19 protein-coding genes are annotated in these 22,582 nt (G+C 72.9%); 9 read left to right on the forward strand and 10 right to left on the reverse strand.

All coding sequences use genetic code 11. The features are described from left to right. Positions 1-31: 31 nt before the first annotated feature. From ACFPL3_RS27200 to ACFPL3_RS27210, 3 genes are read left to right on the forward strand one after another with little or no spacing between them, the layout of a single operon-like run. Positions 32-1,441, forward strand: coding sequence for an extracellular solute-binding protein (locus tag ACFPL3_RS27200; RefSeq protein ID WP_343944574.1), 1,410 nt, complete (start codon positions 32-34; stop codon positions 1,439-1,441). Further along, a complete protein-coding gene (locus tag ACFPL3_RS27205) occupies positions 1,438-2,355 on the forward strand; it encodes a carbohydrate ABC transporter permease (RefSeq protein WP_343944573.1) in 918 nt (305 codons plus the stop codon). The genes ACFPL3_RS27200 and ACFPL3_RS27205 overlap by 4 nt, the downstream gene beginning before the upstream one ends. Further along, positions 2,352-3,260 carry a carbohydrate ABC transporter permease gene (locus ACFPL3_RS27210; RefSeq protein WP_343944572.1) on the forward strand — a complete coding sequence of 303 codons (909 nt, stop codon included), beginning with the start codon at positions 2,352-2,354 and terminating at the stop codon, positions 3,258-3,260. Before ACFPL3_RS27205 ends, ACFPL3_RS27210 begins: the two co-directional genes overlap by 4 nt. A gap of 63 nt (positions 3,261-3,323) precedes the next feature. Here ACFPL3_RS27210 and ACFPL3_RS27215 read toward each other — a convergent pair whose 3' ends face one another. Genes ACFPL3_RS27215 through ACFPL3_RS27245 form a run of 7 tightly spaced genes read right to left on the reverse strand, consistent with a single transcriptional unit; the run spans position 3,324 to position 9,654 of the window. Then, positions 3,324-3,713, reverse strand: a complete 390-nt coding sequence (locus tag ACFPL3_RS27215; protein WP_343944571.1) for a metal-sulfur cluster assembly factor — start codon at positions 3,711-3,713, stop codon at positions 3,324-3,326. Then, complete coding sequence (gene sufU / locus ACFPL3_RS27220) at positions 3,710-4,210, reverse strand: Fe-S cluster assembly sulfur transfer protein SufU (RefSeq protein WP_343944570.1); 501 nt, start codon at positions 4,208-4,210, stop codon at positions 3,710-3,712. Before sufU ends, ACFPL3_RS27215 begins: the two co-directional genes overlap by 4 nt. A 5-nt stretch (positions 4,211-4,215) precedes the next feature. Beyond that, positions 4,216-5,508: a cysteine desulfurase gene (locus ACFPL3_RS27225; protein ID WP_343944569.1), complete on the reverse strand. Its 1,293-nt coding sequence runs from the start codon at positions 5,506-5,508 to the stop codon at positions 4,216-4,218. Further along, complete coding sequence (sufC, locus tag ACFPL3_RS27230) at positions 5,508-6,275, reverse strand: Fe-S cluster assembly ATPase SufC (protein ID WP_343944568.1); 768 nt, start codon at positions 6,273-6,275, stop codon at positions 5,508-5,510. The genes ACFPL3_RS27225 and sufC overlap by 1 nt, the downstream gene beginning before the upstream one ends. 30 nt (positions 6,276-6,305) lie before the next feature. Then, positions 6,306-7,484 carry a Fe-S cluster assembly protein SufD gene (sufD, locus tag ACFPL3_RS27235; RefSeq protein ID WP_343944567.1) on the reverse strand — a complete coding sequence of 393 codons (1,179 nt, stop codon included), beginning with the start codon at positions 7,482-7,484 and terminating at the stop codon, positions 6,306-6,308. Continuing rightward, on the reverse strand, positions 7,481-8,908 hold the full coding sequence (gene sufB, locus ACFPL3_RS27240; RefSeq protein ID WP_343944566.1) for a Fe-S cluster assembly protein SufB: 1,428 nt from the start codon (positions 8,906-8,908) through the stop codon (positions 7,481-7,483). Before sufB ends, sufD begins: the two co-directional genes overlap by 4 nt. Continuing rightward, entirely contained in the window at positions 8,905-9,654 is a 750-nt protein-coding gene (locus tag ACFPL3_RS27245) for a helix-turn-helix transcriptional regulator (protein ID WP_379589713.1), read from the reverse strand. The genes sufB and ACFPL3_RS27245 overlap by 4 nt, the downstream gene beginning before the upstream one ends. Positions 9,655-9,781: 127 nt before the next feature. On the opposite strand from ACFPL3_RS27245, the gene mptB reads away from it, so the two are divergent. From mptB to ACFPL3_RS27260, 3 genes are read left to right on the forward strand one after another with little or no spacing between them, the layout of a single operon-like run. Beyond that, the gene (gene mptB, locus ACFPL3_RS27250; RefSeq protein WP_343944564.1) at positions 9,782-11,395 is read left to right on the forward strand and encodes a polyprenol phosphomannose-dependent alpha 1,6 mannosyltransferase MptB; all 1,614 of its coding nucleotides are present in this window, start codon (positions 9,782-9,784) and stop codon (positions 11,393-11,395) included. A gap of 25 nt (positions 11,396-11,420) precedes the next feature. Beyond that, positions 11,421-12,362: an ABC transporter ATP-binding protein gene (locus tag ACFPL3_RS27255; protein ID WP_343944563.1), complete on the forward strand. Its 942-nt coding sequence runs from the start codon at positions 11,421-11,423 to the stop codon at positions 12,360-12,362. Further along, entirely contained in the window at positions 12,359-13,141 is a 783-nt protein-coding gene (locus ACFPL3_RS27260) for an ABC transporter permease (RefSeq protein WP_343944562.1), read from the forward strand. The genes ACFPL3_RS27255 and ACFPL3_RS27260 overlap by 4 nt, the downstream gene beginning before the upstream one ends. A 779-nt stretch (positions 13,142-13,920) precedes the next feature. Here ACFPL3_RS27260 and ACFPL3_RS27265 read toward each other — a convergent pair. Together ACFPL3_RS27265 and ACFPL3_RS27270 are read right to left on the reverse strand one after the other, a co-directional pair. Next, on the reverse strand, positions 13,921-15,390 hold the full coding sequence (locus ACFPL3_RS27265) for an amidohydrolase family protein (protein WP_343944561.1): 1,470 nt from the start codon (positions 15,388-15,390) through the stop codon (positions 13,921-13,923). Further along, complete coding sequence (locus ACFPL3_RS27270) at positions 15,387-16,670, reverse strand: MFS transporter (protein ID WP_343944560.1); 1,284 nt, start codon at positions 16,668-16,670, stop codon at positions 15,387-15,389. The genes ACFPL3_RS27265 and ACFPL3_RS27270 overlap by 4 nt, the downstream gene beginning before the upstream one ends. A gap of 170 nt (positions 16,671-16,840) precedes the next feature. Between ACFPL3_RS27270 and ACFPL3_RS27275 the strand changes: the two genes are divergently transcribed. Both ACFPL3_RS27275 and ACFPL3_RS27280 read left to right on the forward strand, forming a co-directional pair. Next, a complete protein-coding gene (locus tag ACFPL3_RS27275; RefSeq protein WP_379589714.1) occupies positions 16,841-18,463 on the forward strand; it encodes a PucR family transcriptional regulator in 1,623 nt (540 codons plus the stop codon). Position 18,464: 1 nt separating this feature from the next. Then, positions 18,465-19,724, forward strand: a complete 1,260-nt coding sequence (locus ACFPL3_RS27280) for an NAD(P)/FAD-dependent oxidoreductase (RefSeq protein ID WP_343946165.1) — start codon at positions 18,465-18,467, stop codon at positions 19,722-19,724. 21 nt (positions 19,725-19,745) lie between these two features. Here ACFPL3_RS27280 and ctaD read toward each other — a convergent pair whose 3' ends face one another. Next, a complete protein-coding gene (gene ctaD / locus ACFPL3_RS27285) occupies positions 19,746-21,497 on the reverse strand; it encodes an aa3-type cytochrome oxidase subunit I (protein WP_343946166.1) in 1,752 nt (583 codons plus the stop codon). A 119-nt stretch (positions 21,498-21,616) separates the two neighbouring features. On the opposite strand from ctaD, the gene ACFPL3_RS27290 reads away from it, so the two are divergent. Further along, positions 21,617-22,582, forward strand: coding sequence for a COX15/CtaA family protein (locus ACFPL3_RS27290; protein ID WP_343946167.1), 966 nt, complete (start codon positions 21,617-21,619; stop codon positions 22,580-22,582).

The raw sequence follows: 22,582 nt of genomic DNA on the forward strand, positions 1-22,582 counted from the left end.
GTCAACAACGGTGGAAGGCGGAGGAGGGCCGATGCACACCGCAGTGCACATGGACGAGCCGTCAGGGGTGGGGAGCCGCACCAGGAGACGGGGGCGCAAGGCCGGGGCGCTGGTGGCCGCGGGCACGATGGCACTGGTCCTCGCGGCCTGCGGGGGCGGTGACGGCGGTGGGGAGAACACCGTGACCGTCACCTACCGGCAGTTCGGCGGCACCCGGGTGCAGGAGAACTACCTCACCGACATCAAGGCCCAGTTCGAGCAGGCCCACCCGGGCGTCACGCTCGACCTGCAGCCCATCCAGGCGTCGGAGAACGAGTACTTCACCAAGCTGCAGCTGCAGATGCGCACGCCGCGCACCTCGCCGGACGCGGTCTACGAGGACACGTTCCTGATCAACTCCGACATCGACGCCGGCTACCTGCTCCCGCTCGACGACCGGCTGGCGCAGTGGGCGGAGTGGGACCAGTTCGAGGACACGGCCAAGGGCGCGGGCCGCGCGCTCGACGGGAAGACCTACGGCGTGCCGGACGGCACCGACACCCGCGGCGTCTGGTTCAACAAGGAGATCTTCGCCCGGGCCGGGCTGCCCGCCGACTGGCAGCCGAAGACGTGGGACGACCTGCTGAGCGCCGCCCGGACGATCAAGGCGGCCGTGCCCGGCGTGATCCCGTTCAACGTCTACGCGGGCAAGGGCGTGGGCGAGGCGGCGTCGATGCAGGGCTTCGAGATGCTGCTGTACGGCACCGGCGACACCCTCTACGACCAGGCCCAGCAGAAGTGGGTGGTCGGCAGCAAGGGCTTCAGCGACGCGCTGCAGTTCCTGCAGACCGTCTACTCCGAGGGCCTCGGGCCGAACCCGCAGCAGGCGCTGGACCCGAACTGGACCAACACCACCACCGAGGAGCTGATCCCGCAGGGGCAGATCGCGATCAGCATGGAGGGCTCCTGGATCTCGCAGGACTGGCTGGAGACCAGCGGCGCCGAGCCGTGGCCCGAGTGGAGCAGCGTCCTGGGCTGGACCGCCATGCCGACGCAGAACGGCCAGGCACCCGGCCAGGTGAGCATGTCCGGCGGCTGGACCTGGGCGATCCCGCAGAACTCCGACAACCCGGACATGGCGTGGGAGTTCATCAAGCTGGTGTCGAACCGCGAGAACCAGCTGAAGTGGGCGATCGACAACGTGCAGATCCCGGTGCGCAAGGACGTGGCGGACGACCCGTCCTACACCGGGGCCAACCCGTCCAACGACTTCTTCTCCTCGCTCGTGCCGATCACGAGCTACCGGCCGGCGTACTCGCTCTACCCGCGGGTCTCCAACGAGATCCAGGTGGCCACCGAAGCGGTGATCACCGGCACCGACGTCGCGTCCGCGGCCCGGAACTACGACGATCAGGTGCGGTCGCTCGCCGGTGACGCCGTGGTCGTCGCGTCCGGGTCATGAGCACGGCCACGGTCTCCCCGGGGCGCGGCGCGAGCCGCCGCGCCCCGGCGCCGGTGGTCCTCCTGCGGGGCATGCCGCTCGCGCCCGCGGTGGTCCTGCTCGTCGTGTTCCTCGCCGGGCCGGTGGCGTACTGCATCTGGTCGGCGTTCACCGACATGGCGCTCACCGGGGCGTCCGGGGCCGACTTCGTCGGGCTGGGGAACTTCCGCCGGGCCTTCGGGAGCGCTGATTTCCACCTGTCGGTGTTCCTCACGGTGGTCTTCACGCTCGTGTCGGCGATCATCGGCCAGAACGTGCTCGGGATGACCCTCGCCCTGCTGATGCGCGCCGGGCACCGCGTGGTGCGCACGGTGGTCAGCGCGATCGTCATCGGCGCCTGGGTGGTGCCGGAGGTGGTGGCCGGCTACGTCTGGTACGCGTTCCTCGGCCAGGAGGGCTCGTTCAACTCCCTGCTCGGCCTGGCGGGCCTGCCCGGGCAGAACTGGCTGTTCACCGCGCCGATCCTGGCCGTCTCGATCGCCAACATCTGGCGCGGCACGGCGTTTTCGATGCTCGTCTACTCCGCGGCGCTCTCGGAGGTGCCGCGGGAGATCGAGGAGGCCGCCCGGGTGGACGGCGCGGGCGCCTGGCGGCGGCTGTTCTCGGTGACGCTGCCGATGGTGCGCCGTTCCATCGCCACCAACCTCATGCTCATCACGCTGCAGACGCTGTCGGTCTTCGGCCTGATCTGGACCATGACCCGCGGTGGGCCGAACAACCAGAGCACCACGCTGCCGATCTTCGCCTACCAGCAGGCGTTCCAGTTCTCGCAGCTCGGCTACGGCACCGCGCTGGCGCTGGTGCTGCTGCTGATCGGCGCGATCTTCTCGCTCGTCTACCTGCGCGCGCTCCGACTCGGGGAGAGCATGTCATGACCACCGAGACACCGGTTCCCACGCAGCCCGCCCCGTCCCCTGCCGGGCGGGCGGCCGGGGTGCGTCGCCACGCCCGGCCGCGCCCGCAGCAGCTCGCGGGCAGGGCCGCGGTCAACGTCGTGATGGCGTTGATCGGGGCCTGCTTCGTGGTGCCGATGCTGTGGTTGCTGCTCGGCGCGTTCGACGAGTCGGCGGGGCTGTCGGTGTCCTGGCCCGGGGAGTGGTCGCTGGGCAACTTCCGGGCGGTGCTCAACGAGGACACCACCTACCGGCCGATGCTCAACGGGTTCATCCTCTGCGGCGGTGCCACGCTCGTGACGCTGACGGCGTCGGTGCTGGCCGCCTACCCGCTCTCGCGCTACCAGTCGCGGTTCAAACGGCCGTTCCTGCTCACCGTGCTCTTCACCACCGGGCTGCCGATCACCGCGATCATGGTGCCGGTCTACGGCCTGTTCGTGCAGCTCAACCTCATCGACACCTATACCGGCACGATCCTGTTCATGGCGACCACCGCCCTGCCGATCGCCATCTGGCTCACGAAGAACTTCATGGACGCCGTGCCCATCGAGCTGGAGGAGGCGGCCTGGACCGACGGCGCCTCCCCCATGCAGGCGCTGCGCACGATCGTGCTGCCGCTGATGTGGCCGGGGCTGTCGGTGGTGGCGATCTACACGTTCATCCACCTGTGGGGCAACTTCTTCGTGCCCTTCGTGCTGCTGCTCTCGAACGAGAACCTGCCCGCGTCGGTCAGCATCTTCACGTTCTTCAGCCAGTACGGCTCGGTGATGTACGGGCAGCTCGCCGCGTACTCGCTGATCTACTCGCTGCCGGCGCTGCTGCTCTACCTCGTGCTGTCCCGGCGGCTGGGTGGGGCCTTCGCATTCGGGGGCGCGGTCAAGGGCTGAACGAACGGCACCCTCGTCCGATAGGTTCGGACGAGGGTGCCGTTCGTACGGGTCAGCGCTGGGTCAGACGCGGAAGCCCAGGGCGCGGAGCTGCTCGCGCCCCTCGTCCGTGATCTTGTCCGGCCCCCACGGAGGCATCCAGACCCAGTTGATCTTCAGGTCGTCCACGAGGCCGGGACCGACGAGGGCACCCCGCGCCTGCTCCTCGATGACGTCGGTGAGCGGGCAGGCCGCCGACGTGAGCGTCATGTCGATCGTGGCGACGCCGTTCTCCGCCTGGATGCCGTACACCAGGCCGAGGTCGACCACGTTGATGCCGAGCTCGGGGTCGACCACGTCGCGCATGGCCTCCTCGAGGTCGTCGATCGAGGGCCCGTCCGCGGGCGCGGGCGGCTCGGGCATCCCGGCCGCGCCGCGCACGACCTCTTCGGTGTCGGTCACGTGCTCGGTCATGTGGTTGCCTCCTCCGGCTCGACGCTACCCGCCGCACCGTTCGCCGCCCCGTTCCCGACGCTGCCGCCCTCGGCACGGCCCACGGCGTCCTTGAACGCCATCCACCCCAGCAGGGCGCACTTGACGCGTGCCGGGTAGCGGGCCACCCCGGCGAAGGCGACGCCGTCGCCGAGGACGTCCTCGTCCGGCTCGACCTGGCCGCGGCCCTGCGCCATCTCCTGGAACGCGGCCAGGACCTCGCGGGACTCCTGGACCGACCGCCCCACCACCAGGTCGGTGAGCACCGACGCCGAGGCCTGGCTGATCGAGCAGCCGAGCGTCTCGTACGACACGTCGGTGATCTTGTCGCCGTCCAGCTTGACCCGCAGCGTGATCTCGTCGCCGCAGGTGGGGTTGATCTGGAACGACTCGGCGTCGAACGGTTCGCGCAGACCGGCGCCGTGCGGCGACCGGTAGTGGTCCAGGATGATCTCCTGGTACATCTGTTCCAGCTGCATTTCGGCTAGCTCACCCCGAAGAACTCGCGGGCCGCGCGCACGCCCTCGATGAGCGCGTCGACCTCCTCAGGGGTGTTGTACACCGCGAAGGACGCCCGGACGGTGGCCGCCACGCCGAACCGCCGGTGCAACGGCCATGCGCAGTGGTGACCCACCCGGACGGCGACCCCGCGGTCGTCGAGCACCTGGCCGACGTCGTGGGCGTGCACCCCTTCCACGACGAACGCCACGGTGCCGCCGCGCTGTTCCAGCGAGCGCGGACCGATGATCCGGACGCCGGGCACCTGCGCGAGCCCGTCGAGTGCGGCGCGGGCGAGCGCCAGCTCGTGGGCGTGCACGCGGTCCATGCCGATGCCGGAGAGGTAGTCGACCGCGGCGCCCAGGCCCACGGCCTGCGACGTCATCGGCACGCCCGCCTCGAACCGCTGCGGCGGCGGCGCGTAGGTGGAACCCTCCATGCGCACGAGCTCGATCATCGATCCGCCGGTGAGGAACGGCGGCATCGCGGCCAGGAGCTCCGCGCGGCCGTACAGCACACCGATGCCGGACGGGCCGAGCATCTTGTGCCCGGAGAACGCGGCGAAGTCGACGCCGAGGTTCGTGAGGTGCACCGGCATGTGCGGCACCGACTGGCACGCGTCGAGCAGCGTGAGCGCCCCGACGGCCCGTGCGCGGCGCACCAGCTCGGCCACCGGCAGGATCGTGCCGAGCACGTTGGACTGGTGGGCGAACGCCACCAGTTTGGTGCGCTCGGACAGCTCGATCGAGTCGAGGTCGAGCCTGCCCTCGTCGTCGACGGAGTACCAGCGCAGCGTGGCGCCGGTGCGCCGGCACAGCTCCTGCCAGGGCACCAGGTTGGCGTGGTGCTCCAGCTCGGTGATCACGATCTCGTCACCGGGGCCGAGGGCGAACCGCTCGGACTCGGGCCCGAGACCCGTGCGCACCGAGGAGTTGCCCATCGCGTAGGCGACGAGGTTGATGGCCTCGGTGGCGTTCTTGGTGAACACCACCTCGCCCGCGTCGGCGCCGACGAACGCGGCGATCCGCGCCCGGGCCGACTCGTAGGCGTCGGTGGCCTCCTCGGCGAGCTGGTGGGCCCCGCGGTGCACGGCCGCGTTGTGCTGCTCGAGGAAGGCGCGCTCGGCGTCGAGCACCTGTCGCGGGCGCTGCGAGGTGGCCCCCGAGTCGAGGTAGACCAGGGGCCGCCCGCCGCGGACGGTGCGGGAGAGGATCGGGAAGTCCTCCCGGATCTTCCCGATCTCCGGCCCCGCGACCTCCGGAGCGTCGAGCGCGGTCATCAGACCGCCGCCTCGGCCTTCCCGGTGAACCGCACGTAGCCGTTGCGCTCCAGCTCGTCGGCCAGCTCGGGACCGCCGGACTCGACCACCCGGCCGCCCGCGAACACGTGCACGACGTCGGGGCGGATGTGCTGCAGGATCCGGGTGTAGTGGGTGATCAGCAGAACGCCGGTGTCGTCACCCTCGCGGTAGCGGTTGACACCCTCGGAGACCACGCGCAGCGCGTCGACGTCGAGGCCGGAGTCGGTCTCGTCGAGGATGGCGAACTTCGGCTTGAGCAGCGCGAGCTGCAGCACCTCGTGGCGCTTCTTCTCGCCGCCGGAGAAGCCCTCGTTGACCGAGCGCTCCGCGAAGTCGGGGTCGATGTCGAGGTCGCTCATCGCGCCCTTGACCTCCTTGACCCACGTGCGCAGCTTCGGGGCCTCGCCGCGGACCGCGGTGGCCGCCGACCGCAGGAAGTTGGCCATCGACACACCGGGCACCTCGACCGGGTACTGCATGGCGAGGAAGAGGCCCGCGCGGGCGCGCTCGTCGACCGTGAGCTCCAGGAGGTCCTGGCCGTCGAGCGTGACGCTGCCGCCGGTGATCTGGTACTTCGGGTGGCCCGCGACGGCGTAGGCGAGCGTGGACTTGCCGGACCCGTTGGGGCCCATGATCGCGTGCGTCTCGCCGGTGCGGACCGTGAGGTCGACGCCCTTCAGGATCTCCTTGGCGCCGTCGTCGGTCGCGACCGAGACGCGCAGGTCCTTGATCTCCAGGGTGGACATGTTCTGTGGGTGCTCCGTGTCGTGGTGGGTTCAGACGCCGGTGACCGCGAGCTCGGCCTCGACGGCCGCTTCGAGGCGCTCGCGCAGCTCGGGCAGGGTGATCTTGGACAGGATCTCGCCGAAGAAGCCGCGGACGACCAGCCGGCGCGCGACGTCCTCCGGGATGCCCCGGCTCTGCAGGTAGAACAGCTGCTCGTCGTCGAACCGGCCGGTGGCGCTGGCGTGCCCGGCGCCGGCGATCTCGCCGGTCTCGATCTCCAGGTTCGGCACGGAGTCGGCCCGGGCGCGCTCGGTGAGGACGAGGTTGCGGTTGAACTCGAACGTCTCGGTGGCCTCCGCGGCCGCCCGGATCACCACGTCCCCGATCCAGACGGTGTGCGCACCGTCGCCCTGCAGCGCGTTCTTGTAGAGCACGTCGGAGCGGCAGTGCGGCACCGAGTGGTCGACGAGCAGCCGCTGCTCCAGGTGCTGGCCCGCGTCGGCGTAGCCCAGCCCGCGCAGCTCGACGTCGCCGCCGGGCTCGCGGTAGGTGACGGTCTCGCTGACCCGCACCAGGTCGCCGCCGAGCGACACCGACGTGGAGCGCAGCGTGGCGTCGCGGCCCACCGACAGGTGGCGCGCGCCCACGTGCACGGCGTCGTCGGCCCACTCCTCGGTGACCACGAGCTCCAGGCGCGAGCCGTCGGCCAACACGACCTCGACGTTGTCGGCGACCGCGCCCGACCCGCGGTTCTCGATCACCACGGTGGCCTCGGCGTGGCGCGTGGTGCGCACCTGCAGGTGCCCCACCGCGCTGCGGCCCTCGCCCGGCCCGGTGACCGTGATCGTGACGGGCCCGGGCGTGCCGTCGAGCGTGACGACGGTGGCCTCGCGGAAAGCCGACCACGCCGCGGCGGCCACCCGGTCGGCCGGGACGCCGCCCTCGCCGAGGCGAGGGTCGTCACGGCCCACGGTCTCGACGGTGACGCCGTCGCCGCCGCTGACCTCGACCTTCGTGGCGCCGTCCAGCGCCGCGGTGCCGTCGTGCAGCCCGCGCAGGCGCCGCAGCGGCGTGAACCGCCAGTTCTCCTCGCGACCGCCGGGCACCTCGAAGGCCTCGACGTCGTAGGCGGTGAAACGGTCGATCGCCGACGCGATCGGTGACTCTCCCTGGCCCTTCTTCGCGCCCTCCAGCTCGGGGGCGAGGCCGGCGACTTCCGGAGCGGTCATCCGACAGCGCCCTCCATCTGCAGCTCGATCAGCCGGTTCAGTTCCAGCGCGTACTCCATGGGCAGCTCGCGCGCGATGGGCTCGACGAACCCGCGCACGACCATCGCCATGGCCTCGTCCTCGGTGAGACCCCGGCTCATGAGGTAGAAGAGCTGGTCCTCGCTCACCTTCGACACCGTGGCCTCGTGGCCCATCGTGACGTCGTCGTTGCGGATGTCGACGTACGGGTACGTGTCGGAACGGCTGATGGTGTCGACCAGCAGCGCGTCGCACTTCACGGTGGACCGGCTGTGGTGCGCCCGCGGGTTGACCTGCACCAGCCCGCGGTAGGAGGTGCGGCCACCGCCGCGCGCCACCGACTTCGAGATGATCGTCGAGGACGTGTGCGGCGCCAGGTGCACCATCTTCGCGCCCGCGTCCTGGTGCTGGCCCTCACCGGCGAACGCGATCGAGAGCACCTCGCCCTTGGCGTGCTCGCCCATCAGCCACACGGCCGGGTACTTCATGGTGACCTTGGAGCCGAGGTTGCCGTCGACCCACTCCATGGTGGCGCCCTCTTCGGCCTTGGCCCGCTTCGTCACCAGGTTGTAGACGTTGTTCGACCAGTTCTGGATCGTCGTGTAGCGGCAGCGGCCGCCCTTCTTCACGATGATCTCGACCACGGCCGAGTGCAGCGAGTCGGTCTTGTAGATCGGCGCGGTGCAGCCCTCGACGTAGTGCACGTACGCACCCTCGTCGACGATGATCAGCGTGCGCTCGAACTGGCCCATGTTCTCGGTGTTGATCCGGAAGTAGGCCTGCAGCGGGATGTCGACGTGCACGCCCGGCGGCACGTAGATGAACGACCCGCCCGACCACACGGCCGAGTTGAGCGCCGAGAACTTGTTGTCGCCCGCCGGGATGACCGAGCCGAAGTACTCCTTGAACAGCTCCGGGTGCTCGCGCAGGCCGGTGTCGGTGTCCAGGAAGATGACGCCCTGGGCCTCCAGGTCCTCGCGGATCTGGTGGTACACGACCTCCGACTCGTACTGCGCCGCGACGCCCGCGACCAGCCGGGCCTTCTCCGCCTCCGGGATGCCCAGCTTGTCGTAGGTGTTCTTGATGTCCTCGGGCAGGTCCTCCCACGAGGAGGCCTGCTTCTCCGTGGACCGCACGAAGTACTTGATGTTGTCGAAGTCGATGTCCGACAGGTCGGCGCCCCAGCGCGGCATCGGCTTGCGCTCGAACAGGTCGAGCGCCTTGAGCCGGAAGTCGAGCATCCACTTCGGCTCGTTCTTCATCCGGGAGATGTCGGCCACGACGTCGGCCGACAGGCCCCGCCGGGCGGAGGCGCCCGCGACGTCGGGATCGGCCCAGCCGAAGTCGTAGCGGCCGAGCGTCGCGAGCGTCTCCTCCTGGGTGAGTGCCTCAGGAGTGGTGGTCATGCATCCTCCCTGCGGGGACGGGTCGTGGTGGATTCGTGCTTCCGCCCGGTGTCGGGAGCCTCGAGCGGAACGTGGGTGGTGCACGCGGAGTCGCCGCGCGCGATGGTGGCGAGCCGCTGCACGTGCGTGCCGAGCAGGGCCGCGAACGCCTGGGTCTCGGCCTCGCACAGCTCCGGGAACGCCGCGGCGACGTGGGCCACCGGGCAGTGGTGCTGGCACAGCTGCACGCCAGTGCGCGCCTCGCGGGCCTGCGCAGCGTAGCCGCGCGCCGTGAGCAGCGCGGCGAGCGCCTCGGCCCGCTCGTCCGGCCGGCGCGCCGCCGCGATCTGCTGCGCCCCGGAGCCCAGCAGCGCCTCGACCCGGCTGCGGGCGAACCCCCGCACCGCGGACTCGCCGCCGTGCTCGGCCAGGTACTGCAGCGCGGCCACCGCCAGCTCGTCGTAACCGTGGCCGAACCGGGCGCGCCCCGCGTCGGTGAGCAGGTACTCCCGCGCCGGACGGCCCCGCCCGCGCGGGCCCCGCCGGGGCGCCTCGCGGGCCTCGGCCTCCCCGTCGGCGAGCAGCGCGTCGAGGTGGCGCCGCACGGCCGCGGCCGACAGCTCCAGCTCCGCCGCCACCGCCGCCGCGGTGATGGGACCCTGCTCCATCAGCAGCCGGGCCACGGCCTCGCGCGTGCGGCCCTCACCGGTCGACGTGCCCTCGTGGGGGCGGACGTCGACCGGTACGGCAGGCCGGGCGCTTTTCACAACACCAGTCTTGCGTATATGCCCGGCGAGGGCAAAGGCGCCCCCCACCGAGGTGAGGACGCTCACGTCGCGGGAGCCGGTCGGACGTGCCGACCTCCCCGTCAGGGGCACTGGATACGCTGCCCCCATGGTCGCCCGCGAGCTCGACGCCAGCAAGGACGGCGCGGCGGAGGCGGCCGGAGAGGGCTCACCGCCCCCCGCACGGGATCCCAGCCGCATCGCCCGCCTCGTCGGGCTCACCGGCACCCTCCTCATGGCGGTGGGCGGCCTCGGCGCGGGTGCGCTGCCGGTGCCCAATCCGCTGTTCGGACTGCGCCTGCTCGGCCTGCCCAGCCGCAACACCACCATCGCCATCGCGGTCACCTACACCGGCATCTGCCTGCTCGTGCTCGCCTGGTTGTGGATCGGCAAGATGCTGCGCTGGCACGGCGCCGTGCCGCCGGCCCCCGACCGCGCGCAGCTCGCCCGCACGGCCGTCATGTGGGCCGTCCCGCTCGCGCTGGCGCCCCCGCTGTTCTCCCGCGACGTCTACAGCTACCTCGCGCAGAGCGCCACCCTCGCCCGCGGGCTCGACCCCTACGTGCTCGGGCCCGCCGAGGCCCTCGGCGTCGACGACCCGCTCACCCGCAGCATCCCCAACATCTGGCGCGACACCCCCGCGCCCTACGGGCCGCTGTTCCTCATCCTGGGCCGCGGCATCACGGCCCTGTCCGGCAACGACGTGGTGCTCGGCATCTTCGAGTACCGCATCCTCGCGCTCGCGGGCCTCGGCCTCATCCTCTGGGCCCTGCCCAAGCTGGCCCGCCGCTGCGGCCTCGACGTCGGCCTCGCGATGTGGCTCGGTGCGGCCAACCCGCTCGTGCTGTTCCACCTCGTCAGCGGCATCCACAACGAGGCCCTGATGGTCGGCCTCATGCTCGCCGGCTTCGAGATCGGGCTGCGCGCGGGCGACCGGCTGCTCGACCGCGACCTGCTGATCGGCGCGCTGCTCATCATCGCCGCCTCGGCCATCAAACTGCCCGCCATCCTCGCGCTCGGCTTCCTCGGCATGGAGTGGGCGCGCAGGCGCGCCGACGCCCGGGGCGGCCGCATCAAGCACGTCTTCCCCGTCGCCGGGCTGTTCGGGCTGCTCACCCTGCTGTGCTACCTGCCGCTGTCGCTGGGCACCGGGGTGGGGCTCGGCTTCCTGAAGACCCTCGACATCCCGCAGCTCATCCTCAGCTGGATGTCCATCACCACCGATCTCGGCATGATCGGTGGCCAGCTCGGCATCCTCGCCCGCCTGGGCGACCACACCGACTCGATCCTCGCCGTCGCCCGCAACATCGGCCTCGCCGCGTCGGCCGTGCTCGTCCTCGTGCTGCTCTTCTCCGTGCTGCGGGGCCGCGTCGACGCCATCACCGGCATGGGCACCGGGCTCGGCGCGGTGGTGCTGCTCGGCCCGGTCGTGCACCCCTGGTACCTGCTGTGGGCCGCCATCCCGCTCGCCGCCACCCGCGGGCTGCCCCGCTACCGCCGCGCCGCCCTGGCCGCGTCGGCCGTGCTCGCGCTGCTCGTGCCACCCACGGGCGCCGACTTCCAGTTCCGCGCGTTCCAGCTGCCGCTCTCGATCGTCGCCGGGCTCGGGATCCTCCTGGTCTTCCTGCTCGTGCTGCGCCGCCACCTGGCCGGCCAGAGCGGCCCGGACATCGACGTCCTGCCCGGTCGCGGCCCGGTCCCGGCGCCGGAGACCGCCACCTGAGCGGCCCACCTTAAGCTCGACGCTCGTGAGTACCCCGCCGCCCGACCGGGCGCCCGCCGTCACGGTCCGGGGACTGGTGAAACGCTACGGCCGCACCACCGCCGTCGACGGGCTCGACCTCGAGCTGCCCACCGGCTCCGTCCTCGCGCTGCTGGGGCCCAACGGCGCGGGCAAGACCACCACGGTCGAGATCTGCGAGGGCTTCCTGCGCGCCGACGCGGGCGAGGTGCGGGTTCTCGGCGCCGACCCCGCGGGCGCCCCCGACGCCCTGCGCGCCCGCATCGGCGTGATGCCCCAGGGCGGCGGCGCCTACCCGGGCGTGCGCGCCGACGAGATGCTGCGCCTCGTCGCCTCCTGCTCCGCACACCCGCTGGACGTCGACTGGCTCTCGGGCGTCCTCGGCCTCGACGGCTGCGCGCGCACCCCGTACAAGCGGCTCTCCGGCGGCCAGCAGCAGCGTCTCGCCCTCGCCTGCGCCATCGTCGGCCGCCCCGAGCTGGTGTTCCTCGACGAACCCACCGCCGGCATGGACCCGCAGGGCCGCCGGCTGGTGTGGGACCTCATCCGCGCGCTGCGCCGCGACGGCGTCTCGGTGCTGCTCACCACGCACCTGATGGAGGAAGCGGAGGCGCTGGCCGACCACGTCGTCATCGTCGACGGCGGGCGGGTCGTCGCCCAGGGCTCGCCCGCCGCGCTCACCTCCACCGGCGGGCAGCAGGAGCTGCGCTTCCGCGCCCGGCCCGGGATGGACGTCGCCGAACTCGCCGCGGCCCTGCCACCCGGGTACGGCGCCGACGAACCGGCGGCGGGCCGCTACGTCGTCCAGGGCCGGATCGACCCCGCCGTGCTGTCCACCATCACGTCCTGGTGCGCCGCCCACGGCGCGCTCGCCGACGACGTCCAGGTCGCCCGGCGCAGCCTGGAGGACGTGTTCCTCGAGCTCACCGGTCGGGAGCTGCGCTCATGACCCCACCCGTGTTCCCGGCGGGCACCTTCACCCCCCGGCCCGGCCCCGGCGCCCCGCTGCGGATGCTCGCCACCCAGTCCGCCACCGAGCTGCGCCTCGCCCTGCGCCACGGCGAGCAGGTGCTCCTCACGATGCTCGTGCCGATCGTGCTGCTCGTGGGCCTCACCCTGCTGTCCGTGGTGCCGCTGCCCGAGCCGCGGATCGCCACCGTCGCACCCAGCGTGCTCGCGCTCGCCGTGATGTCCACCGCGTTCACCGGGCAGGCCATCGCGCTCGGCTTCGACCGCCGCTACGGCGTCGTCCGCCGCCTCGCCGCCACCGCACTCCCCCGCTGGCTGCTCGTCGCCGGCCGGCTCGCCGCCGTGCTCGGCGTCGTCGCCGTGCAGGTCGTGGTGCTCGGCGCCATCGCCGCCGCCCTCGGCTGGCGGCCGTCCCCCGCCGGCGTCGGGTGGGCACTGCTGCTCGTGCTGCTCGGCTGCGCCGCGTTCGCCGCCCTCGGCATGCTCCTCGGCGGATCCCTGCGCGCCGAGATCACCCTCGCCGTCGCCAACCTCGTGTGGTTCGTGCTGCTGTTCGCCGGCGGCATCGTGGTGCCGGTCGGCCAGCTGCCCGGCCCCCTGGCCACCCTCGCCGCAGCCCTCCCCTCCGGCGCGCTCGCCGAGGGCCTGCGCCACACCCTCGCCACCGGCGCACCCCCCGCGGCGGGCGCCGTGCTCGTGCTCCTCGCGTGGACGGCGGTGGCCGGGGGCCTCGCGGTGCGGTTCGTTCGGCTGCGGTAGCCCCGGAGTTCAGGAAAGCCACATTCAGGGCCGCTCCGGCCTTGAATGTGGCTTTCCTGAACTTCCCGGTGGGCCGGGCGACCGCCGGTGGCGGGCCTCCTCCGCGAGCAGCACACCACCGCGGCCACCACGACCGTGACGTACGGCTGACCACCATAGAGCTCTTCGACGCCGGGCCGCCGGTGGCTGCTCCTCGAGCAGCACACCCCTGCGGTCTCCACCGCCGCGAGGTGCGACTCGCTCGGCCTGCGTCGCGCGACCAGCACACCACCGCAGCCAGCATCACCGTGACGTACGGCTGACCACCACGGGTCCGGTCCGGCCCAGGCGGCCTCTTCCTCGAGCAGCACACCACCACTGCTGACGCCAAGAGGTGCGGATCAACCGCCACGGCCTTGGCGAGCGGCGCCGCCACCCCGCGGCGAGCCCACCGTGAGGTACGGCTGATCACCACCCGCACCGACACCCAGAAGCCCCTGGCCTGCCTCATCGCGCGAGCCGCACACCACTGCTGACGCCACCGCCCTGAGGTACGACTCGACCGGCCCGGGCGGCGCGAACAGCACACCACCGCGGCCGACCCAGCCGTGACGTACGGCTGATCACCGCCGCACCTCTTCGACGCCGGCCCTCCGGTGGCCACCCTCCGCGAGCCGCACACCACTGCGCCCACCACCACCGTGAGGTGCTGGTGATCACCGTGATCGAGAAGTCGGCGCGAGATCGGGCGAAATCAGCCCGGGAAGGCGCCGAACCCGTGATCACCCCCGCGAGGGGGGTCAGGCGCGCACCGGGCGGCCGGGGAGGACCTGGGTGTCCAGCTCGCCGTCGCACACCACCGCCCGCCCGTTGACGAACACGTGGCGGAAGCCGGTGCTCGGGCGGGCGGTGTCGGTGTACGTGGCCTGGTCGGCGACCGTGTCCGGGTCGAACACGACGACGTCGGCGTCGGCACCGGGGCGCAGGCGGCCCTTGCGCGCCATGGCGGGCGCGGCCGCGGCCACGACCTGGGCCGGCACGAGGCTCGCGCGGCGCACGGCCTCGGCGAGGGTGAGCGCACCGGTCTCCCGCACGTGCACCCGCAGGGTGCGGGCGAACGTGCCGGCCGTGCGCGGGTGGGTCACCGCGTCCGGGGGCAGCGGCCAGCGCATCGGGTCGTACGCGGTGGTGCGCCAGATCGGTGAGGCGGCGTCGCTGGCCACGGCGGTGTCCGGGAAGACCAGGGCGCGCTGCAGCACGGCGCGGGCGGACGGGTCGGACTCGTCGAGCAGGTGCACCAGCACCCAGTCGCCCTCGTTGGTGCTGCGCATGCGCCGCAGTTCGGCCTCGTCGGCCATGCGCCGCCCGGTGGCGACGTGCTGGATGGCCGAGGGCCCGATGTGGCGGCGGTGCAGCAGCTCCGGCGCGAGGAACGCGGCGCCGATGCCGGTCATGCCGGTGCCGTAGGGATAAGCCTCGGTGGAGATCGTGGCCCCGTTCGCCCGGGCCCGCTCCACGAGGGCGTGCACCCGGTCGACGTGCCGCAGCGACGTGCTGTTGACGTGGCAGTAGTGCATGTGGGCGCCGGTCTCCCCCGCGGCACGCACGATCTCCTCGGCGCCGTCGATCGGGGTGTCCGGGTCCTGTTCCACGAGCTCGCGGGCGTGGGTGTAGGTCGGCACCGCGTGGCGGGCGGCGAGACCGGCGACCGCGACGTACTCGTCCGGGCCCACGCGCGGGGCGTAGCCGACGAGGATGCCGATGCCGAGCGCGCCGGCGCCCAGGTCGGCCTCCAGCAGCGCCAGCATCCGCTCGACCTGCTCGCGGCTCGCCTCCCGCTGCCACTCCGCCACGCCCATGTTGCCGATCACGTCGTGCGCCGAACCGGTGGTCGCCACTCCCGCCAGGACGTGCAGGCGGGTGGCGGCCCACGAGGTCGCGAACCCGTAGTTCACGGGGCGTCCCTCGGCGGCCGCGCGCCGGTAAGCGGCGTCGACGGGGTGCACGCCGGCCTCCAGCTCCAACGCCGTGGTGACGCCGTCGAACACCTGCAGCCGCTGCCCGGGGATGTCGTCGCAGTGGCTGTGGAGGTCGATGAACCCGGGCGCGACGACGTGGCCGCGCACGTCGAGGACCTCCCGCCCCTCGAGCTCGTCGGCGCTCACCGCGGTGACGGTGTCGCCGTCGATCGCGACGTCGCGGACGGCGTCGGTGCCCGACTCCGGGTCGATCACCCGCCCGCCGCGCAGCACCAGGTCGTGGACGGTCATCGGGACACCTCCGCGGTAGGGGCGCCCAGCTGCAGGTCAGCGGGGCGCGACGAGGTCACGAGGGCGATCAGGGCGGCGGCCACCGTGGTGGCCACGAGGAACCCGAACGCCGCGGCGAAGTCGAACCGGTCGGCCAGCCACCCCATCACGAGCGGGGCGAGCACGCCTGCCATCTGCCCGCCGGTGTTCACCAGCCCCATGCCGGACCCGATCAGCTCCCTCGGCAGGGCGCGGATCGGCATGCCGAGGATGCCCATCGACGCGAGACCGCTGAACGCCATCGCGAGCGACTGGTAGACGGTGAACCCGAGGGTGGTCTCCGCCTGCAGCATGAGCACGAGCAGCACGGCCGAGACCGCGAGCACCGGCACGACGAGCAGGCGGGCCCGGTCGTCGAACCACCGGCTCATCAGCCATCCGCCGACCACGGCGCTCGCTGCGGTGATCAGCATGGGCACGGCGGAGGACAGCCCGGCCGCCACGAGCGAGAGCCCGCGCGTCTCCAGCAGGTAGCTGGGCACCCAGGTGATCATCCCGTAGTTCAGCATGTTGAAGCAGGCGAAGAGCAGGGCGTAGCGCCACACCAGGGGGCTGCGCAGCACCCTGGCCGCCCCGGCCTGGGCGGCGGGCGCCGGGTCCGCCGCGGCGTCCAGCTCGGTGGCCTCCCGCGGCAGCGGCCGCGGCAGGAGCCGCCACATCAGCAGCCCGAGCACCACCCCGCCGAGCGCCACCACCCAGAACGAGTGGCGCCACCCGATGGCGACGATGATCGGCGCGACGATCAGCGGCGCGAGCCCGGCGCCGAGGAAGTTGGAGGCGAGCATCAGCCCGGCGCTGCGGTTACGGGTGCGCGGGGTGGTGCGCTCGGCGAGCGCCTTGAACGAGGCCCCGGGGAACAGCGCCTGGGCCACCCCGAACAGGCAGCGCACGGCCAGCAGCGCGACCAGGCCACCCACCAGGCCGGTGGCGGCGGTGAACACCGACCAGGCCACGAGCGAGACGACGAGCAGCGGGCGGGCCCCGAAGCGGTCGGCCAGCAGCCCGCCGGGCACCTGGAACACCATGTAGGCGATCGCGAACGCCGAGACGACGAGCCCCTGCTGCGTCTTGTCGAGGTCCAGGTCCGCGCCGAGGAACGGCAACGCCACGGCGATCATGACCCGGTCGATGTAGTCGATGACGTACACGCCCATGAGCAGGGCGATCGTCAGCACGGACGTCCGTCGGACGGTCGCCGCGTCGAGGTCGGCGTCGAAGTCGGCGTCGGCTTCTCGCTTCACCGGCATGCCCTCCGTCGATCTGGTGATGGGCGATTGTGTCGGCCGGAGCACCTCCGCGCGCTTTGTCCATCCGTGAGAATCAGCGCACCCGGATCTGGCCGATCCTGCAATCACGATGCTCTGCCGCGCACGCCACGATCGGTGCGGGCACGAGCGAGGAGGGGGAAGGGATGACACCGCTTCCCGGCGTACCGCTCTCCCGCGTGCTCGACGAGGTCGGCAGCACGCTGCTCGCGCCCGCCGCCGGGCCCGCGCACGACCCGCTCGTCACGGGGGTGACGGTGCACGACCCGGCCGACGACCCGGCGGCGGGCCACGGGGACCCGCGCGGCACCGTGGTGCTCGGGGTCGGTGTCGCGGGCGCCGACCAGGCCTGCGCCCTCCTCGCCGCGCTGGGTCCCGCGCGGGCCGCCGCGCTCGTGCTGCGCGCGCACCTGCCGGGGGTCCAGCCGCCCACGCCACAGCTGCGGGCCGCCGCCGACGCCGCGGGCGTGCCGGTGCTCGTCGCGGCCGCCGTGCCGTGGTCGCAGCTGCTCGTGCTGCTGCGCACGATCGTCGACATCCCGGGCGAGGCGCCGTTCGGCCACCCGCTCGGCGACCTCGTGGCGCTGTCCAACACGGTCGCCGCGGCGCTCGGCGGCGCCGTCACGATCGAGGACCGGGCCTCGCGCGTGCTCGCGTTCTCCGGCAACCAGGCCGTGGCCGACGCGCCCCGGGTGGCGACGGTGCTGGGCAGGCAGGTGCCCGCCGAGTGGCTCGACCGGCTCACCGAGGCGGGCGTGTTCGACCGGCTGTACTCGTCGGACGAGCCGATCGACGTGGTGCTGCCCGAGCCGGGGGTGCACCCGCGGGTGGCGGTGGCCGTGCGGGCCGGTGAGGAGATCCTCGGGTCGATCTGGGTCACCACCGACCGCCCGCTCGACGCCGACCGGCGTCACACCCTCGTGTCGGCGGCGCGCACCGCGGCGCTGCACATCCTGCAGGAACGTGCCGTCGAGTCGGCGGGGCGGCGCCGCCGCGCCGAGCTCACGGCCACCGTGCTCGGGGGTGGTCCGGCCGCCACCGACGCCGCCCGGCGCCTCGGGCTGCCTGCCGGGCCGCTCGCCGTGGTGGCCGCCCGGCCGGACGGCGCGCCCGCCCACGCCGCCGACCGGCAGGCGCTGCTGCAGCGCACCGCGGACGCGCTGGGCATGCACCTGGCGGCCGTGAGCCCCGCGGTCGTGACCACGGTCCTCGACGACGTCGCCTACGCCGTGCTGCCGCTCGCGCCGCGCACGAACCGGCCGCCCGACCCGGTGCGCCACACCCTGGAGCGGCTCGCCGAACGCCGCGAACCGCCGATCACGGTCGGGGTGGGCAGGCCCGCCGAGCGGCCCGCCCGGCTCGATCGCGCCCGCGACGACGCCGACGCCGTGCTCACCGTGCTGCCGCACGCGGGCCGGCGCGTCGCCGACCTCACCGACGTGTGGGCCCGGGTCGTCCTCGCGCAGCTCCCGGTCACCCCCGCCCTGCAGCGCTACTTCCGCACGGGCCCGCTGGCCGACGTCACCCGCTACGACGCCGCGCACGGCAGCCCGCTGCTCACCTCGCTGCGCACCTACCTCGACTCGTTCGGCGACATGGTGGGCGCCGCCCGGCAGCTGCACGTCCACCCGAACACCCTGCGCTACCGGCTGCGCCGGATCGCCGAGCTCACCGGTCTCGACCTCGACGACGCCGACGTCCGCCTCGCGGTGAGCCTGCAGCTGCGCCTCGGCGCCACCGGCGCGAACCCCGACCAGGAAGAGGAGTGAGATGGACGTCCCGGATCGCCCGCCACGACGCGTCGTCGTCGTCGGCGCGGGCATGGTGGGCCTCGCGACCGCGTGGTTCCTGCAGGAGCACGGAGCCGAGGTGGCGGTGCTCGACCGCTCGGGCGTCGGGGCGGGCGCCTCCTGGGGCAATGCCGGATACCTCGCGCCGGTGATGGCGGTGCCCCTGCCCGAACCGGGCCTGCTGCGCGAGGGCCTGCGCGGCCTGCCCGACCCGACGGCGCCGCTGCACCTGTCCCCGCGCCTGCGCCCCGCCACGCTCGAGTTCCTGCTCCGCTTCGCGGCCCGCTCCACCTCGGCCGCGTGGCGGGAGGGGATGCGCGCGCTCACCCCGCTCGACCGCGCGGCGCTGGCCGCCTTCGACGAGCTGGCCGCGGGCGGTGTGACGGCGCCGACCCACGAAGCACCCGTCCTGATCGGGTTCCCGCCGGACACCGCGGACGCCGCCCTGCGTCACGAACTCGACGGGGTCCGCGCGGCGGGCCAGGAGGTCCGGCTGTCGGTGGTGCCCGACGTCGGCCCGCCCTTCTCCGACCGGATCACCACCGTGCTGCGCCTCGACGGCCAGCGCCACATCGACCCGGGCGGCTACCTGGCCTGCCTCGCCGAGTCGGTGCGGGCGCGCGGCGGGCGGGTGGCTGGCGGCACCCGGGTGCGGGCGATCCGGTTCGGCCCCGGCGGCCTGCAGGTGGAGACGTGGGCGCACCCGCCGGAGCAGGCCGACGCGGTGGTCGTCGCCACCGGGGCGTGGCTGCCGGAACTCGCCCGCCCGCTGGGTGTGCGGGTGCCGGTGCAGGCGGGCCGCGGCTACTCGTTCAGCGCCGGCGTGCGCGAACCGTGGACCCAACCGGTCTACCTGCCCGCCGCCCGGGTGGCGCTCACCCCGCTCGGCGACCGCGTCCGCGTGGCCGGGACCATGGAGATCGCCGACCGCGACGCTCCCTTCGACGGTCGCCGCCTCGACGCGATCGTCCGCTCGGTGGCCCCCTACCTGCGCGGCGTCGACCTCGCCGACGTGCGGGACCCGTGGGTGGGCCCGCGCCCGCTCACACCGGACGGCCTGCCGCTGGTGGGACCCACCCGGATGCCGGGCGTGCACGTGGCGGGCGGGCACGGCATGTGGGGCGTGACGCTGGGACCCGTGACGGGCAAGCTCCTCGCCCGGCAGGTCATGACGGGCCGGCCGGTGCCGGAGCTGGCGCCGTTCCACCCGCTGCGCGGCCGGTCGGGACGAGCCGCCTGACCGGACCCGGGCGAGACCGGCTCAGCGGGACTCGGGTTCGTCCGAGGGCTGCGTCTCGCGGCCGACCTGCTGGGCCAGCACCTCCGACGGGGCGGGCGCGCGCCCGTAGTGCGCCTCCTCGCGGAAGCGTTCCACGAGGTGCGGGTAGTGCAGCTCGAACGCCGGGCGCTCGGAGCGGATCCGGGGCAGGTCGGTGAAGTTGTGCCGCGGCGGCGGGCAGGACGTGGCCCACTCCAGGGAGTTGCCGAACCCCCACGGGTCGTCGACGGTGGCCACGCGCCCGAAGCGGTAGCTGCGGAACACGTTCCAGACGAACGGCAGCACCGAGCCACCCAGCACGAACGCGCCGATCGACGAGATCGCGTTCAGCGTGGTGAACCCGTCGATCGGCAGGTAGTCGGCGTAGCGGCGCGGGAAGCCCTCGTTGCCCAGCCAGTGCTGCACCAGGAACGTCGTGTGGAACCCGACGAACGTGAGCCAGAAGTGGACCTTCCCCCACGTCTCGTCGAGGAACCGGCCGGTCATCTTCGGGAACCAGAAGTAGATCCCGGCGTAGGTGGCGAACACGATCGTGCCGAACAGCACGTAGTGGAAGTGCGCCACCACGAAGTACGTGTCCGAGACGTGGAAGTCCAGCGGCGGCGAGGCCAGCAGCACCCCGGTGAGGCCGCCGAACAGGAACGTGATCAGGAAGCCGACGCTGAACAGCATCGGCGTCTCGAACGTCAGGCGGCCCTTCCACATCGTGCCGATCCAGTTCACGAACTTGATCCCGGTCGGCACCGCGATCAGGAACGTGGTCAGCGAGAAGAACGCCAGCAGCACCGCGCCCGTGGCGTACATGTGGTGCGCCCACACCGCACCCGAGAGCAGGCCGATCGAGATCGTGGCGAACACCAGGGTCTTGTAGCCGAAGACCGGCTTGCGGGAGAAGACGGGGATGACCTCGGTGATGATCCCGAAGAACGGCAGCGCCACGATGTAGACCTCGGGGTGGCCGAAGTACCAGAACAGGTGCTGCCAGAGGATCGCGCCGCCGTTGGCGGGGTCGAAGACGTGGGTGCCCAGGTGGCGGTCGGCCAGCATCCCGAACAGCCCCGCCGTGAGCACCGGGAAGACGATCAGCACCAGCAGCACCGTGATGAAGATGTTCCAGGTGAAGATCGGCATCCGGAACATCGTCATCCCGGGCGCGCGCAGGCAGACGATCGTGGTGGTGAAGTTGACGCCACCGAGGATCGTGCCGAGGCCCGCGACGATCAGCCCGGTGATCCACAGGTCACCACCCGCGCCGGGTGAGTACGTCGCGTTGTGCAGCGGGGCGTAGGCGAACCAGCCGAACTCGGCCGCGCCGCCCGGCGTCAGGAAGCCGCCCATCACGGTGAGGCCGCCGAACAGGAACAGCCAGTACGAGAACGCGTTCAGCCGCGGGAACGCGACGTCCGGGGCCCCGATCTGCAACGGCACGATGTAGTTCGCGAAGCCGAACAGGATCGGCGTCGCGTACAGCAGCAGCATGATCGTGCCGTGCATCGTGAACAGCTGGTTGTACTGCTCGGGCGACAGGAACTGCAGTCCGGGAACGGCCAGCTCACCGCGGATCAGCAGCGCCATCGCGCCACCGATCATGAAGAAGCCGAACGACGTGACCAGGTAGAGGATCCCGATGTCCTTCGGGTCGGTCGTCCGCAGCATCTTCGTGAACGCGGAGCCCTTCGCCGCCTTCCGCACCGGATACGGCGGCGTGATCGGTTTCGGTTCGACCGCGGTCATGGCGCCTCCCTTGGCGCGGGCTCGTACATCGACGGTAGGACCCTCGGAGCGGCCTGTCAGCCCCCCGTTCGACGGGTGCCCCGCCACGCACGGTTCATGCGTACTTCTACGATGTGTCGATGGCCCGCACCGCGCTGCTCGACCGCCTCCCGGCCGCCCCGCCCGGGCTGCTGCGGGCGCTCGCGATCGCCGCGGTCGTCGCGCAGGCCGGTATCGCGGTCACCGGCTCGGTCGTCCGCGTCACCGGATCCGGGCTCGGCTGCCCCACCTGGCCCGAGTGCGTACCCGGCAGCCTCGTGCCCACCCCGCACCCCGAGGTGGAGCCGCTCACCCAGTGGATCGAGTTCGGGAACCGGCTGCTCACCGGCGTCGTCGTGCTCGTCGCGGGTGCGTGCCTGCTGGCCGCGCTCGCCACCCGGCCGCGGCGGGCCCGCCTCACGCGCCTGGCCCTCGTGCAGCCGATCGGGGTGGTCGCGCAGGCCGTCATCGGCGGTGGGGTGGTGCTGCTGGGGCTGGTGTGGTGGAGCGTCAGCGTGCACCTGCTCGTGTCGATGGTGCTCACCTGGCTCGCCGTGCAGCTCGTGGCCGCCGCAGGCGACGGCGCGGGCCCGCCGCGGCGGCTCGTGCCCGGCCCGGTCCGCGCGCTGGTGGCCACGAGCACGGCCGTGCTCGCCGCCGTACTGGTGGCCGGATCGTTCGTCACCGCGGCCGGGCCGCACGCGGGCGACGCCCAGACCCCGCGCCTGCAGGTGGACGTCGAGACCGTGGCCCACCTGCACGCCGAGCTGCTGTTCGGCTACCTGGGCCTGCTCGTCGGGCTCGGGTTTGCGCTGCGCGCCGTCGCCGCGCCGGCCCGGGTGCTGCGCCGCTACACCGCCCTCGTGACGGTCGTCCTCGCCCAGGGAGTGCTCGGCGGGGTCCAGTACGCCCTCGGCGTGCCGGAGGTGCTCGTGTCGCTGCACGTGCTGGGCGCCGCGCTCGTCACGGTGGCCGCGGCCGCGCTGTGGGCCTCGCTCACCGAGCGGCCCGCCGCGGCGGAGCCCACCCCGGCCCGGGCTCCCGCGCTCGCCGACCACGGGGCATGA

Origin of the sequence: Pseudonocardia zijingensis, from assembly GCF_042657305.1 — a bacterium.
In the GTDB taxonomy this organism is placed as follows: Bacteria; Actinomycetota; Actinomycetes; order Mycobacteriales; family Pseudonocardiaceae; genus Pseudonocardia; species Pseudonocardia zijingensis.

Excerpts from the sequence above, each read along its gene's own strand:
- ACFPL3_RS27265 (WP_343944561.1), bottom strand. The coding sequence starts at position 15,390 with ATGACCGTCCACGACCTGGTGCTGCGCGGCGGGCGGGTGATCGACCCG.
- ACFPL3_RS27280 (WP_343946165.1), top strand. The coding sequence starts at position 18,465 with ATGGACGTCCCGGATCGCCCGCCACGACGCGTCGTCGTCGTCGGCGCG.
- ctaD (WP_343946166.1), bottom strand. The coding sequence starts at position 21,497 with ATGACCGCGGTCGAACCGAAACCGATCACGCCGCCGTATCCGGTGCGG.
- ACFPL3_RS27260 (WP_343944562.1), top strand. The coding sequence starts at position 12,359 with ATGACCCCACCCGTGTTCCCGGCGGGCACCTTCACCCCCCGGCCCGGC.
- ACFPL3_RS27290 (WP_343946167.1), top strand. The coding sequence starts at position 21,617 with ATGGCCCGCACCGCGCTGCTCGACCGCCTCCCGGCCGCCCCGCCCGGG.
- ACFPL3_RS27225 (WP_343944569.1), bottom strand. The coding sequence starts at position 5,508 with ATGACCGCGCTCGACGCTCCGGAGGTCGCGGGGCCGGAGATCGGGAAG.
- sufC (WP_343944568.1), bottom strand. The coding sequence starts at position 6,275 with ATGTCCACCCTGGAGATCAAGGACCTGCGCGTCTCGGTCGCGACCGAC.
- sufB (WP_343944566.1), bottom strand. The coding sequence starts at position 8,908 with ATGACCACCACTCCTGAGGCACTCACCCAGGAGGAGACGCTCGCGACG.
- ACFPL3_RS27205 (WP_343944573.1), top strand. The coding sequence starts at position 1,438 with ATGAGCACGGCCACGGTCTCCCCGGGGCGCGGCGCGAGCCGCCGCGCC.
- ACFPL3_RS27210 (WP_343944572.1), top strand. The coding sequence starts at position 2,352 with ATGACCACCGAGACACCGGTTCCCACGCAGCCCGCCCCGTCCCCTGCC.
- ACFPL3_RS27200 (WP_343944574.1), top strand. The coding sequence starts at position 32 with ATGCACACCGCAGTGCACATGGACGAGCCGTCAGGGGTGGGGAGCCGC.
- ACFPL3_RS27275 (WP_379589714.1), top strand. The coding sequence starts at position 16,841 with ATGACACCGCTTCCCGGCGTACCGCTCTCCCGCGTGCTCGACGAGGTC.
- sufD (WP_343944567.1), bottom strand. The coding sequence starts at position 7,484 with ATGACCGCTCCGGAAGTCGCCGGCCTCGCCCCCGAGCTGGAGGGCGCG.
- sufU (WP_343944570.1), bottom strand. The coding sequence starts at position 4,210 with ATGCAGCTGGAACAGATGTACCAGGAGATCATCCTGGACCACTACCGG.
- ACFPL3_RS27215 (WP_343944571.1), bottom strand. The coding sequence starts at position 3,713 with ATGACCGAGCACGTGACCGACACCGAAGAGGTCGTGCGCGGCGCGGCC.
- mptB (WP_343944564.1), top strand. The coding sequence starts at position 9,782 with ATGGTCGCCCGCGAGCTCGACGCCAGCAAGGACGGCGCGGCGGAGGCG.